The organism is Minwuia sp. IMCC3009, from assembly GCF_029909415.1.
Classification (GTDB): domain Bacteria; phylum Pseudomonadota; class Alphaproteobacteria; order Minwuiales; family Minwuiaceae; genus Minwuia.
Window position 1 is genome coordinate 3191265 of the sequence record NZ_CP123781.1, and the last position, 15231, is coordinate 3206495.

Below are 15231 nucleotides of genomic sequence, written 5' to 3' on the forward strand. Positions count from 1 at the left end.
CCAGGGCGCCAACGGCGCGGTCGCCATCGATGCGCAGACCGGCCAGGTCATCTACACGCCGGATGCCGATTTCAACGGTGAGGACACGTTCACCTACACGATCTCCGACGGCAACGGCGGCACCGACACCGAGACTGTGACTGTCACCGTCAACGCCGTGAACGATGCCCCGGTCGCGGTCGCAGACACCATCGCGACGGACGAGGACACACCGGTCTCCATCGACGTGCTGGCCAATGACAGCGATATTGACGGCGACGCGCTCACAGTCTCCGCCGTCACTCAGGGAGCCAACGGCGCGGTGGCCATCGACGCCGAGACCGGTGAAGTCACCTATACGCCGGATGCCGACTTCAACGGCGAGGACACCTTCACCTACACCGTCTCAGATGGCAACGGCGGCACCGACACGGAGACCGTGACGGTCACCGTCAATGCCGTGAATGATGTTCCTGTGGCCCTTGCCGACACCGGCACGACGAACGAGGACACGGCGGTGTCCATCGACGTGCTTGCCAACGACAGCGATATTGACGGCGACTCCCTCACAGTCTCCACCGTCACTCAGGGTGCCAACGGCGCGGTCGCCATCGATGCAGAGACCGGTGAGGTCACCTACACGCCGGATGCCGACTTCAACGGCGAGGACACGTTCACCTACACGATCTCCGATGGCAACGGCGGCACCGACACCGAGACCGTGACTGTCACCGTCAACCCGGTGAACGATGCGCCGGTCGCGGTCGCCGATACCATCGCCACCGACGAGGACACTGCGGTCTCCATCGACGTGCTGGCCAATGACAGCGATATTGACGGCGACTCCCTCACCGTCTCCGACGTCACCCAGGGCGCCAACGGCGCGGTCGCCATCGATGCGCAGACCGGCCAGGTCATCTACACGCCGGATGCCGATTTCAACGGTGAGGACACGTTCACCTACACGATCTCCGATGGCAACGGCGGCACCGACACCGAGACTGTGACTGTCACCGTCAACCCGGTGAACGATGCGCCGGTCGCGGTTGCGGATACCATCGCGACCGACGAAGACACGCCTGTCAGCATCGACGTGCTGGCCAATGACAGTGACGTGGATGGAGACGCCCTCACCGTCTCCGACGTCACCCAGGGCGCCAACGGTACGGTCGCCATCGACGCCGAGACCGGTGATGTCACCTACACGCCGGATGCCGATTTCAACGGCGAGGACACGTTCACCTACACCGTTTCCGACGGGAATGGTGGCGAGGCTACAGAGACTGTCACCGTCACCGTCAATGCCGTGAATGACGCGCCGGTCGCCGTCGCAGACACCATCGCGACTGACGAGGACACGCCGGTCTCCATCGACGTGCTTGCCAACGACAGCGATATTGACGGCGACTCCCTCACAGTCTCCACCGTCACTCAGGGTGCCAACGGCGCGGTCGCAATCGATGCAGAGACCGGTGAGGTCACCTACACGCCGGATGCCGACTTCAACGGCGAGGACACGTTCACCTACACGATCTCCGATGGCAACGGCGGCACCGACACCGAGACCGTGACTGTCACCGTCAACCCGGTGAACGATGCGCCGGTCGCGGTCGCCGATACCATCGCCACCGACGAGGACACTGCGGTCTCCATCGACGTGCTGGCCAATGACAGCGATATTGACGGCGACTCCCTCACCGTCTCCGACGTCACCCAGGGCGCCAACGGCGCGGTCGCCATCGATGCGCAGACCGGCCAGGTCATCTACACGCCGGATGCCGATTTCAACGGTGAGGACACGTTCACCTACACGATCTCCGATGGCAACGGCGGCACCGACACCGAGACTGTGACTGTCACCGTCAACCCGGTGAACGATGCGCCGGTCGCGGTCGCCGATACCATCGCCACCGACGAGGACACTGCGGTCTCCATCGACGTGCTGGCCAATGACAGCGATATTGACGGCGACGCGCTCACAGTCTCCGCCGTCACTCAGGGAGCCAACGGCGCGGTGGCCATCGACGCCGAGACCGGTCAGGTCATCTACACGCCCGACGCCGACTTCAACGGCGAGGACACCTTCACCTACACCGTCTCAGACGGGAACGGTGGCACCGACACGGAGACCGTCACGGTCACCGTCAACGCGGTGAATGACGCGCCTGTCGCAGTGGCCGACACCATCGCGACGGACGAGGACACTGCGGTCTCCATCGACGTGCTCGCCAACGACAGCGATATTGACGGCGACTCCCTCACCGTCTCCGCCGTCACCCAGGGCGCCAATGGTGCGGTCGCCATCGACGCCGAGACCGGTGAGGTCACCTACACGCCGGATGCCGATTTCAACGGTGAGGACACGTTCACCTACACGATCTCCGATGGCAACGGCGGCACCGACACCGAGACTGTGACTGTCACCGTCAACCCGGTGAACGATGCACCGGTCGCCGTCGCTGACACCATCGCGACTGACGAGGACACGCCTGTCAGCATCGACGTGCTGGCCAATGACAGCGATATTGACGGCGACGCGCTCACAGTCTCCGCCGTCACGCAGGGCGCCAACGGCGCGGTCGCCATCGATGCCGAAACCGGTGAAGTCACCTATACGCCCGACGCCGATTTCAACGGCGAGGACACGTTCACCTACACCGTTTCCGACGGGAATGGTGGCGAGGCTACAGAGACTGTCACCGTCACCGTCAATGCCGTGAATGACGCGCCGGTCGCCGTCGCAGACACCATCGCGACTGACGAGGACACGCCGGTCTCCATCGACGTGCTTGCCAACGACAGCGATATTGACGGCGACTCCCTCACAGTCTCCACCGTCACTCAGGGTGCCAACGGCGCGGTCGCAATCGATGCAGAGACCGGTGAGGTCACCTACACGCCGGATGCCGACTTCAACGGCGAGGACACGTTCACCTACACGATCTCCGATGGCAACGGCGGCACCGACACCGAGACCGTGACTGTCACCGTCAACCCGGTGAACGATGCGCCGGTCGCGGTCGCCGATACCATCGCCACCGACGAGGACACTGCGGTCTCCATCGACGTGCTGGCCAATGACAGCGATATTGACGGCGACTCCCTCACCGTCTCCGACGTCACCCAGGGCGCCAACGGCGCGGTCGCCATCGATGCGCAGACCGGCCAGGTCATCTACACGCCGGATGCCGATTTCAACGGTGAGGACACGTTCACCTACACGATCTCCGATGGCAACGGCGGCACCGACACCGAGACTGTGACTGTCACCGTCAACCCGGTGAACGATGCGCCGGTCGCGGTTGCGGATACCATCGCGACCGACGAAGACACGCCTGTCAGCATCGACGTGCTGGCCAATGACAGTGACGTGGATGGAGACGCCCTCACCGTCTCCGACGTCACCCAGGGCGCCAACGGTACGGTCGCCATCGACGCCGAGACCGGTGATGTCACCTACACGCCGGATGCCGATTTCAACGGTGAGGACACGTTCACCTACACGATCTCCGATGGCAACGGCGGCACCGACACCGAGACTGTGACTGTCACCGTCAACCCGGTGAACGATGCACCGGTCGCCGTCGCTGACACCATCGCGACTGACGAGGACACGCCTGTCAGCATCGACGTGCTGGCCAATGACAGCGATATTGACGGCGACGCGCTCACAGTCTCCGCCGTCACGCAGGGCGCCAACGGCGCGGTCGCCATCGATGCCGAAACCGGTGAAGTCACCTATACGCCCGACGCCGATTTCAACGGCGAGGACACGTTCACCTACACCGTTTCCGACGGGAATGGTGGCGAGGCTACAGAGACTGTCACCGTCACCGTCAATGCCGTGAATGACGCGCCGGTCGCCGTCGCAGACACCATCGCGACTGACGAGGACACGCCGGTCTCCATCGACGTGCTTGCCAACGACAGCGATATTGACGGCGACTCCCTCACAGTCTCCACCGTCACTCAGGGTGCCAACGGCGCGGTCGCCATCGATGCAGAGACCGGTGAGGTCACCTACACGCCGGATGCCGACTTCAACGGCGAGGACACGTTCACCTACACGATCTCCGATGGCAACGGCGGCACCGACACCGAGACCGTGACTGTCACCGTCAACCCGGTGAACGATGCGCCGGTCGCGGTCGCCGATACCATCGCCACCGACGAGGACACTGCGGTCTCCATCGACGTGCTGGCCAATGACAGCGATATTGACGGCGACTCCCTCACCGTCTCCGACGTCACCCAGGGCGCCAACGGCGCGGTCGCCATCGATGCGCAGACCGGCCAGGTCATCTACACGCCGGATGCCGATTTCAACGGTGAGGACACGTTCACCTACACGATCTCCGATGGCAACGGCGGCACCGACACCGAGACTGTGACTGTCACCGTCAACCCGGTGAACGATGCGCCGGTCGCGGTCGCCGATACCATCGCCACCGACGAGGACACTGCGGTCTCCATCGACGTGCTGGCCAATGACAGCGATATTGACGGCGACGCGCTCACAGTCTCCGCCGTCACTCAGGGAGCCAACGGCGCGGTGGCCATCGACGCCGAGACCGGTGAAGTCACCTATACGCCGGATGCCGACTTCAACGGTGAGGACACGTTCACCTACACCGTTTCCGACGGGAATGGTGGCGAGGCTACAGAGACTGTCACCGTCACCGTCAATGCCGTGAATGACGCGCCGGTCGCCGTCGCAGACACCATCGCGACTGACGAGGACACGCCGGTCTCCATCGACGTGCTGGCCAACGACACGGACGTGGATGGTGACACCCTCACCGTCTCCACGGTCACCCAGGGCGCCAACGGTGCGGTCGCCATCGATGCGCAGACCGGTCAGGTCATCTACACGCCGGATGCCGATTTCAACGGCGAGGACACGTTCACCTACACCGTTTCCGACGGGAATGGCGGGACCGACACCGAGACCGTCACCGTCACGGTCAATTCCGTCAACGATGCACCGGTCGCCGTCGCAGACACCATCGCGACCGACGAGGACACGCCGGTTTCCATCGACGTGCTGGCGAACGACAGCGACATCGACGGCGACAGTCTCACCGTCTCCGACGTCACCCAGGGCGCCAACGGCGCGGTGGCCATCGACGCGCAGACCGGCCAGGTCACCTACACGCCGGATGCCAACTTCAACGGCGCGGACTCCTTCACCTACACCGTCTCCGACGGCAACGGCGGCACCGACACCGAGACTGTGACAGTCACCGTCAACGCCGTGAACGATGCGCCGGTCGCGGTCGCCGATACCATCGCCACCGACGAGGACACTGCGGTCTCCATCGACGTGCTCGCCAACGACAGCGATATTGACGGCGACTCCCTCACCGTCTCCGCCGTCACCCAGGGCGCCAATGGTGCGGTCGCCATCGACGCCGAGACCGGTGAGGTCACCTACACGCCGGATGCCGATTTCAACGGTGAGGACACGTTCACCTACACGATCTCCGATGGCAACGGCGGCACCGACACCGAGACTGTGACTGTCACCGTCAACCCGGTGAACGATGCGCCGGTCGCGGTTGCGGATACCATCGCGACCGACGAAGACACGCCTGTCAGCATCGACGTGCTGGCCAATGACAGTGACGTGGATGGAGACGCCCTCACCGTCTCCGACGTCACCCAGGGCGCCAACGGTACGGTCGCCATCGACGCCGAGACCGGTGATGTCACCTACACGCCGGATGCCGATTTCAACGGTGAGGACACGTTCACCTACACGATCTCCGATGGCAACGGCGGCACCGACACCGAGACTGTGACTGTCACCGTCAACCCGGTGAACGATGCACCGGTCGCCGTCGCTGACACCATCGCGACTGACGAGGACACGCCTGTCAGCATCGACGTGCTGGCCAATGACAGCGATATTGACGGCGACGCGCTCACAGTCTCCGCCGTCACGCAGGGCGCCAACGGCGCGGTCGCCATCGATGCCGAAACCGGTGAAGTCACCTATACGCCCGACGCCGATTTCAACGGCGAGGACACGTTCACCTACACCGTTTCCGACGGGAATGGTGGCGAGGCTACAGAGACTGTCACCGTCACCGTCAATGCCGTGAATGACGCGCCGGTCGCCGTCGCAGACACCATCGCGACTGACGAGGACACGCCGGTCTCCATCGACGTGCTTGCCAACGACAGCGATATTGACGGCGACTCCCTCACAGTCTCCACCGTCACTCAGGGTGCCAACGGCGCGGTCGCAATCGATGCAGAGACCGGTGAGGTCACCTACACGCCGGATGCCGACTTCAACGGCGAGGACACGTTCACCTACACGATCTCCGATGGCAACGGCGGCACCGACACCGAGACCGTGACTGTCACCGTCAACCCGGTGAACGATGCGCCGGTCGCGGTCGCCGATACCATCGCCACCGACGAGGACACTGCGGTCTCCATCGACGTGCTGGCCAATGACAGCGATATTGACGGCGACTCCCTCACCGTCTCCGACGTCACCCAGGGCGCCAACGGCGCGGTCGCCATCGATGCGCAGACCGGCCAGGTCATCTACACGCCGGATGCCGATTTCAACGGTGAGGACACGTTCACCTACACGATCTCCGATGGCAACGGCGGCACCGACACCGAGACTGTGACTGTCACCGTCAACCCGGTGAACGATGCGCCGGTCGCGGTCGCCGATACCATCGCCACCGACGAGGACACTGCGGTCTCCATCGACGTGCTGGCCAATGACAGTGACGTGGATGGAGACGCCCTCACCGTCTCCGACGTCACCCAGGGCGCCAACGGCGCGGTCGCAATCGATGCGCAGACCGGTCAGGTCATCTACACGCCCGACGCCGACTTCAACGGCGAGGACACCTTCACCTACACCGTCTCAGACGGGAACGGTGGCACCGACACGGAGACCGTCACGGTCACCGTCAACGCGGTGAATGACGCGCCTGTCGCAGTGGCCGACACCATCGCGACGGACGAGGACACACCGGTCGCCATCGACGTACTGGCCAATGACTCCGACGTTGATGGTGACAATCTCACTGTCTCCGCTGTCACCCAGGGTGCCAACGGTGCCGTCGCCATCGACGCGCAGACCGGACAGGTCATCTACACGCCGGATGCTGACTTCAACGGCGAGGACACCTTCACCTACACCGTCTCAGATGGCAACGGCGGCACCGACACGGAGACCGTGACGGTCACCGTCAATGCCGTGAATGATGTTCCTGTGGCCCTTGCCGACACCGGCACGACGAACGAGGACACGGCGGTGTCCATCGACGTGCTGGCGAACGACAGCGATATTGAAGGCGACACGCTGACCGTCTCCGCCGTCACCCAGGGTGCCAACGGTGCGGTCGCCATCGATGCCGAGACCGGACTGGTCACCTATACGCCGGATGCGGACTTCAATGGCCAGGATTCCTTCACCTACACCGTCTCCGACGGCAACGGCGGCACCGACACCGAGACCGTGACCGTCACCGTCAACGCGGTGAATGACGCGCCTGTCGCAGTGGCCGACACCATCGCGACCGACGAGGACACCGCAGTCTCCATCGACGTGCTGGCCAATGACTCCGACGTTGATGGTGACTCTCTCACTGTCTCTGCCGTCACCCAGGGTGCGAACGGCGCGGTCGCCATCGACGCGCAGACCGGTCAGGTCATCTACACGCCGGATGCCGACTTCAACGGCGAGGACACCTTCACCTACACCGTCTCCGACGGCAACGGCGGCACCGACACCGAGACCGTGACCGTCACCGTCAACGCGGTGAATGACGCGCCTGTCGCAGTGGCTGATGTAGTCAACGGTGACTTCGCTGCCGGTGGCACCGACTGGACGGCGCTTGGCAGTGTTTCGTTCACCGGCGAACTCGCGACACTGGTGTCGAACCCTGAGACCGATTTCGCCATAGAGTCCTTTCTGGGTCTTGCCGCCGGTTCACTGGACGCCGCCCTGACGGCAGAGGTCGGCAGCGCACAGAACGCGACAAACGGATCTGCGCTGCTGGCCAACAACACGCTGGTGCTTGCGCAGGCTGCCACGCTCTCGTTCGATTTCGCGATCTCCGGGGGAGATCTCGGCAGCAGTTTCAATGATGCGGGATTCCTGATCATCGATGATCAGGTCCACGTGATCGCGCACAGCCAGTCCGCCGTGACCAGCGGCAACTTCGAGATCGCGATTGCCGCCGGAACCCACACGATCGGCTTCGCCGCCACGAACGAGGCTGATGGCGTGGTCGACCTGACGCTGACGATCGACAACATCCTGATCGACGGCGGTGGCCTCAGCGACACGCTGACCGGCGATGCGGAAGCCAACGTGATCACCGGCGGCCTTGGCGATGATCAGCTCACCGGCCTGGGCGGAAACGACACGCTGGACGGCGGCGATGGCGACGACACTGTCCAGGGTGGCGCGGGTGACGACGTCCTGACCGGCGGCGAGACGGTGGAGATCAACGGCGACGTCGTCAGCTATGCCGACGATCCGGCAGGCGTTGCGGTCGATCTGACCAACACCACGGCGACGGACGGTTTCGGCGGCACGGACACGGTCACCTTCTTCGAGAACATCATCGGCAGTGGCTTCAGCGACACGCTGACCGGCGATGCGGAAGCCAACGTGATCACCGGCGGCCTTGGCGATGATCAGCTCACCGGCCTGGGCGGAAACGACACGCTGGACGGCGGCGATGGCGACGACACTGTCCAGGGTGGCGCGGGTGACGACGTCCTGACCGGCGGCGAGACGGTGGAGATCAACGGCGACGTCGTCAGCTATGCCGACGATCCGGCAGGCGTTGCGGTCGATCTGACCAACACCACGGCGACGGACGGTTTCGGCGGCACGGACACGGTCACCTTCTTCGAGAACATCATCGGCAGTGGCTTCAGCGACACGCTGACCGGCGATGCGGAAGCCAACGTGATCGAGGGCGGCGCGGGCGCGGACAACATGGCCGGTGGTGACGGAGAGGACAGCTTCTTCGTCTCCGACGACAATGACACGGTGGACGGCAATGGCGGCACGGATCTGGTCAGCTTCGCCAACGTCTCCGCAGGCGTGGCGCTGGACCTGAACACGGCGGTCGCGACGTCCGGTGCCAACACCATGCTGATCCAGAGCGTTGCCGACGTGATCGGCAGTGACTTCGACGACACCATCGACGCCGACAATCAGAGCAACATTCTGGAAGGCGGCTTGGGTTCGGACCAGCTCGATGGCCGCGAAGGTGACGATACGCTGGACGGTGGCGACGGCAATGACGTGCTCATCGGCGGTGCCGGGGCCGACAACATCACGACAGGTGCCGGAAACGATCTGCTGGTGGTGGAAAGCACGACGGACCTGACAGATGTCGTCACGAACAGCACCGTCACGGCATCGGGCCTCACAGTGGATGTCGTTGCGGACTTCACCTCGAATGCCGATACGTTCTTCTTTGACGGATTGGACTTCGATCAGGCGAACCAGACGCTGGTGGAGATTGTCGACGACTATGACGGCACGAATTCGGGTCAGGCTTCGGGCGACCACTTCATCTTTGATGGTACGCACCTGATCTACGACGCCGACGTGACGGTCGCAGGCTACTCGGTCGTGGCCCGGGTCGAGGGCGACAGCGTTGTACAGGGTGATCTGCTGTTCGGTCTCGGCGGCCCGGCGTAATGCCACCTGACGGCACTGGCGACTCACGTCCCCCGCTGGTTCTCGACCACCTGGCCGTCACAGCGCGCACGCTCGACGAAGGCGTGGACTGGGTGCGGGAGATGCTGGGTATCGAGATGCCGCCTGGTGGGTCGCACCCGCGCATGGGAACGCACAACCGGCTGCTGGCACTCGGCCCCGCCGACTTCCTCGAGGTCATCGCGGTTGATCCGGATGCCCCGACGCCCGATGCCGGGCGCTGGTATGGCCTGGACAGCTTTGACGACAGGCCGTGCATCGGCACCTGGATTCTCGGCACGCCGGACATCGCTGCCAGCCTCGCCCACGCCCACCCGGACAGCGGCCCGGCGGTAGAGGCCATCCGCGGTGATCTGGAATGGCTGATCTCGGTCCCCGATGACGGGTCGATGCCGATGCAGGGTGCCTATCCGACACTGATCCAGTGGCCCGCCGGTCCCCTGCCCGTCACGCGGATGCAGGACCGCGGCTGTTCCCTGCAGGGCCTGACCGTCCGCCACCCCGACGCCGATACCATCGCCGCCCGCCTGAAGGGGCAGCTGCATGACCCGCGCGTCAGCTTCGAGACCGGTCCGGTCGGGCTGGCAGCGACATTCCAGACACCGTCCGGACTTCGGACACTCGGGTAGCACCGTCCGGCAGCACAAGGTTTCGCCCCGAAAAGCGAAGGGGCCGCCCGGATCAGACCGGACAGCCCCAGGCATCGTTCGGAAGTCTCAGTCCGGATCAGGCGGCGATCATGCCTGACAGGCGGGCACGGATCAGCTGGTCCGCCTCCGCCATGATGCGGTCGATCAGTTCCTTGCAGCTTGGCACATCGTGGATCAGGCCCGCGACCATGCCGCAGCTCCAGGCACCGATGTCCATGTCGCCTTCCATCATCACCTTCGGATATACGCCGGCGACCAGTTCGCGAATGTCGTCGATGGCGATGTCGGCGCCCTTCTCCCGCTCGATCTCCAGGATCTTCTCGACCGCCGGGTTGGTGAGCACGCGTTCGGTGTTGCGCAGGCCGCGCATGACCAGACGGGTGTCCAGTTCGGAGGCCGCGACGATGGCCTGCTTCACGTTCTCATGCACCGGCGCTTCCTTCGTGGCGATGAAGCGGGTGCCCATGTTCATGCCGTCGGCACCCATGGCCAGCGCCGCCACCAGGCTGCGCGCGTCGGCCATGCCGCCGGAGGCGACGAACGGGATCTTCAGTTCCTCGGCCGCGCGGGGCAGCAGGATCATGTTGGGGATGTCGTCCTCCCCGGGATGGCCACCACACTCGAAGCCATCGACGCTGACGGCATCGCAGCCGATCTTCTCCGCCTTCAGGCTGTGCCGGACGGAGGTGCACTTGTGGATCACCTTGATCCCGGCTTCCTTCATGGCGGGCATGTAGGCCTCCGGCGAGCGCCCGGCGGTCTCCACGATCTTCACGCCGCCCTCGATGATGGCGCGGATGTATTCCGGATAGGGCGGAGCCTCGAACGTCGGCAGGAACGTCAGGTTGACGCAGATCGGCTTGTCGGTCATCTCGCGGCACTTGGCGATCTCCTTCGCCAGCTTCTCCGGCGTGCCCTGGGTCAGGCCGGTTATGGTGCCCAGACCGCCGGCATTGGAAACGGCGGCCGCCAGTTCGGCAAAGCCGACATAGTGCATGCCACCCTGGATGATCGGATGCTCGATTCCGAAAAGTTCGGTGATACGTGTCTTCATGGTGCTGCAGCCTCCCCGGCCATTGCGCTGACTGTCGACGCGGGCAATGCGGGGCACGCTGCCCCTCTTGCCTGTCTGATCGGCACCATACCCCCACCACGGCGGGCCGCAAGCACACCGTTCCACCACGGCGCAACCATGACACAAGCCGGTGAAGGCCGGTCCGCCGGCAGGTGCTGCGGAGCGGCTGTCCTGCTAGGCTGATCCCGCCATGCCCGACCAGTTGAAAAGCATCGATGCCCTGCGCCACCCGGCCGGAACCGAACCGCGCCCGGCGACACCCGCGGATACGGAGGCCGGCACGCTCGACTGGCGGGAAGTCTCCAGACTCGCCTGGCGACCCGCCTGGTCGATCCGAAGCCGCCAGGGCAGTGTCGGCCCGTTTCTGGAATTGCTGCGGGAATGGTTCGGACGCTGATTCGAAAGAGATGGCCGCTGACAATGGTCCGGAGCGTTTCATCGCCGGTTGCAAGTGCGCCAACCCGGCCACCGGCTGCATGATCATGGGCGGGCAGTCGACCGGAAAAAAGGACTGGTGCTGCACTCGGACCGGAGAACGGTCTAGATCGTTCCACTGTTTGATTGCGGCACCGGCCCGCTCCCCCACCCGGCCACCCATTCAGCATGATCCCGTGGGTGGCCGGGTGGGGGAGCGGGCCGGTGCGATTCCATCATTCGATGGAACGATCTAGGCAGGCGTTCCGGCCAGTTCCAATCCCTTGAGCAGACGGGACACGTCGTCTGCTCGCACGAACATCGGGTTGCGTGCAGTGTTGGCCACGGTCAGGCGCGGGTTGAGAGAGGTGGCCCGACAAATCTGGACAGTTGAGTTAGGTGGATTTTCTGCTCCCAATCCGGCAGCGTTGCCGGGACGAAGGAGCGAAGATGACAAGACGACCCAGGCGGAACCACAGCCCTGCCTTCAAAGCGAAAGTCGCATTGGCGGCGCTGAAGGGCGACAGGACGATGAGCGAGCTGGCGACGCAGTTCGACCTGCATCCCAATCAGATCAAGCAGTGGAAGGATCAGCTGCTTGAGGGCGTAACGGGTGTCTTCGATGACACGCCAAAGGCCGCGAAAGAGCCGCAGATCGACGTAAAGTCCCTGCACGCGAAGATTGGCCAGCTGGCGCTGGAAAACGATTTTTTAGAGGGCGCGCTCGACAAGGCCGGTCTGTTGCCGAGCGCAAGGAAATGACGGGCCCGGACCACAGGCTGAGCCTGACACGGCAAGCCCGGCTTCTCGGGATCAGCCGGGGCAGCCTGTATTACGCGCCGCGCCCGACCAGTGCGGCGGACCTCAAGCTTATGCGCAGAATTGACGAGTTGCACATGGACTACCCGTTCGCGGGCAGCCGTATGATGAAAGGGTTGCTGCGGCAGGAAGGCTTCACGGCCGGGCGGCTGCACGTGGCAACCTGCATGAAAACGATGGGCATTGAGGCGCTCTATCGCAGACCGAACACCAGCAAGCCTGCGCCCGGTCACAGGATCTATCCCTACCTGCTGCGCAAGCTGGCCGTGACGCAGCCCAATCAGGTCTGGGCCATGGATATTACCTACATTCCCATGGCCCGAGGGTTCGTCTATCTGGTCGCCGTTCTGGACTGGTTCAGCCGCAAGGTTCTGGCCTGGCGGCTGTCGGTGACGCTGGAAACAGCGCCGTGTCTGGAGGCCTTGAATGATGCCCTGCGCAGATATGGCAAGCCGGAGATCATGAACTCGGACCAAGGATCACAGTTCACGTCCATTGACTTCATCAAGGCGCTGAAGGACGCCGACATCCAGATCAGCATGGATGGCAAGGGCGCTTGGCGCGATAACGTGTTTGTCGAACGGCTCTGGCGCAGCGTCAAATACGAGGAGGTCTATCTGCACGCCTATGAAAGCGTGTCAGCCGCCCGACAGGGCATCGACCGATACCTGGCCTTCTACAACACAAGGAGACCGCATTCATCGCTGGAAGGGCAAACGCCCGATCAGGCATATCACATCAAGTTGCAACCAATCCCGGTGGCGGCATAACCAAGCGGAAAATCCACCTAAGAAACGGCTCGAAACTGTTCAAACGAACCGAACCACCTCTGAGTTCGCAGGCGGTCCTGACGCGATCACCTGCCTCCTCTATCCGTCCAAGCAACGCGAGCGCAGCGCCTGATATGTAATGGGCGCCGTAGAAGTTGGGGCGCATCTGGATCGCCTTGTCCGCAGCCTCGACGCAATGTTCGTACTCGGCGGAAGCAAAATATGCGTTCATGGTCCCGACGTACCACAGGTATCGGGCAGGATCACGCGGGCTGCCGCGCTGGGCTTTCTGGACCGCTTCAAGCGCTTCCACCGTCCGTCCCTGAAACGCAAGGGAATTTGCCAGATGGCCATAGGCTGCCGAGAAATTCGGATTGAATTCCAGCGCTCGGCCCAGTGACTTCGTGGACAGATCCGGCTGTGCGCTGAACATCTGCAGGGAACCCAGCGCCGCATGGCCAAGGGGATTCGACTGATCCAGCGACACGGCCATGAGACCGGATACCTTGGCTTGGGCAATGGCTTCGGCGGCACTGGCTTCCCATGCGTGGAATGCCGCCTGCACATAGCTGAGGGACAGGATGGCATGCGCACTGGAGAACCCCGGGTCGATCTCGATCGCCTTCGCCAGCAGACGCTTCACCTCCGCATGGCCGGCTCCATCGACCTGTTCGTAGAATGGCAGGGCCCTCAGGTAGAGGTCCCATGCAGCGACATCCGCTGTGCGTTCGCTGCGGGCCCGTTTCACCTCGGCTTGTGTGATCTCCGTGCCGACCGCGCTCAACACCTTTGCCGTGATATCGTCCTGCAGCGCAAAGATATCGTCCAGCGTGCCGTCGAACCGGTCCGCCCAAACATGACCACCCGTGGCGGCGTCGATCAACTGGCCGGTCACGCGCACCCGGTCACCACCGCGCCGCACGCTGCCCTCCAGCACGTACCGGACACCGAGTTCCTCGCCAACGCGACGCAGGTCGACCTGCTGCCCCTTGTAACTGAAGGACGAGTTCCGGGCGATTACCACCAGATCGCTGATCTGGGACAGGCCGGTGATGATGTCCTCCGCGATGCCGTCGGAGAAATATTCCTGCTCCGGGTCGCCGCTCATGTTCTGGAACGCGAGGACGGCGATCGATGGCTTCACCGTCGCTGCCGCACCGGAGGTCGAGGCGGCTACGGCCCCACGTGAGCCAGTCTCCGTCAGAATCCGGTATGCGCGGATCGGTCGCTCGAAGTTCTTGACCTTCTGGCCGCCCAGATCCTCGAAGATCGTGTCGATCTTGCCCGCGACGCTCTGATGCACCACGTCCGAGATGCAGATACCGCCAGGCATGGCCAGACCTTCCAGCCGCGCCGCAACATTCACGCCATCGCCCAGGATGTCGTCGCCATCAATGACGATATCGCCAAGGTTGATACCGACCCGGTAGCAGATGCGTTCGCTGTCGGCCACACCCGCCTCCCGCTCCTGCATCCCCTTCTGCACCTCGATGGCACAGCGGACCGCATCGACGACGCTGGGAAATTCGACCAGCATGCCATCACCCATCAGCTTGACGATCCGTCCGTTGTACCGGGCGATGCTCGGGTCGATCAGGTCGACGCGATGCGCCTTCTGGCGCGCAATGACGCTCTCCTCGTCGATCTCCATCAACCGCGAATAACCGACCATGTCAGCGGCGAATATTGCGGCAAGCCGACGTTGTGTGTGGTCGTTGGGCAACGGCAAGTCGATCCTTCAGGAAATCAGAGAGCCGACACTAGAACGACGGACCGTTCGCGTCCATTAAATGAATTTCCCGAAACTGG

At 63.6% G+C, this 15231-nt stretch carries 6 protein-coding genes (1 of these 6 cut by a window edge); 4 read left to right on the forward strand and 2 right to left on the reverse strand.

Annotated features, from left to right (window positions below):
• Nucleotides 1–9676 carry the end of a tandem-95 repeat protein gene (locus QGV55_RS14925; RefSeq protein WP_281023677.1) on the forward strand. 16835 nt of this gene lie to the left of the window's left edge, so the window shows 9676 of its 26511 coding nt (coding positions 16836–26511); the start codon falls outside the window, past its left edge; the stop codon is at nt 9674–9676.
• Nucleotides 9676–10323, forward strand: a complete 648-nt coding sequence (locus QGV55_RS14930; RefSeq protein ID WP_281015985.1) for a VOC family protein — start codon at nt 9676–9678, stop codon at nt 10321–10323. Before QGV55_RS14925 ends, QGV55_RS14930 begins: the two co-directional genes overlap by 1 nt.
• 97 nt (nt 10324–10420) lie before the next feature.
• On the opposite strand, the gene QGV55_RS14935 is transcribed toward QGV55_RS14930, so the two are convergent.
• Nucleotides 10421–11398 carry a nitronate monooxygenase family protein gene (locus QGV55_RS14935; protein ID WP_281015984.1) on the reverse strand — a complete coding sequence of 326 codons (978 nt, stop codon included), beginning with the start codon at nt 11396–11398 and terminating at the stop codon, nt 10421–10423.
• A 211-nt stretch (nt 11399–11609) separates the two neighbouring features.
• Here QGV55_RS14935 and QGV55_RS14940 point away from each other — a divergent pair, with 211 nt between their 5' ends.
• Together QGV55_RS14940 and QGV55_RS14945 are read left to right on the forward strand one after the other, a co-directional pair.
• A complete protein-coding gene (locus QGV55_RS14940; protein ID WP_281015983.1) occupies nt 11610–11816 on the forward strand; it encodes a hypothetical protein in 207 nt (68 codons plus the stop codon).
• A 467-nt stretch (nt 11817–12283) separates the two neighbouring features.
• Nucleotides 12284–13422 (forward strand): IS3 family transposase gene (locus QGV55_RS14945; RefSeq protein ID WP_281015974.1). Its coding sequence is split into 2 segments (ribosomal slippage): nt 12284–12548 and nt 12548–13422, totalling 1140 coding nucleotides; the frame shifts between segments, so codons are not numbered across the junction.
• Here QGV55_RS14945 and QGV55_RS14950 read toward each other — a convergent pair.
• Nucleotides 13391–15145: an adenylate/guanylate cyclase domain-containing protein gene (locus QGV55_RS14950; RefSeq protein ID WP_281023678.1), complete on the reverse strand. Its 1755-nt coding sequence runs from the start codon at nt 15143–15145 to the stop codon at nt 13391–13393. The two genes, QGV55_RS14945 and QGV55_RS14950, sit on opposite strands and share 32 nt — an antisense overlap.
• Nucleotides 15146–15231 lie beyond the last annotated feature (86 nt).

Coding starts and splice junctions, on each gene's coding strand:
- QGV55_RS14940 (WP_281015983.1), top strand. CDS start 11,610: ATGCCCGACCAGTTGAAAAGCATCGATGCCCTGCGCCACCCGGCCGGA.
- QGV55_RS14935 (WP_281015984.1), bottom strand. CDS start 11,398: ATGAAGACACGTATCACCGAACTTTTCGGAATCGAGCATCCGATCATC.
- QGV55_RS14930 (WP_281015985.1), top strand. CDS start 9,676: ATGCCACCTGACGGCACTGGCGACTCACGTCCCCCGCTGGTTCTCGAC.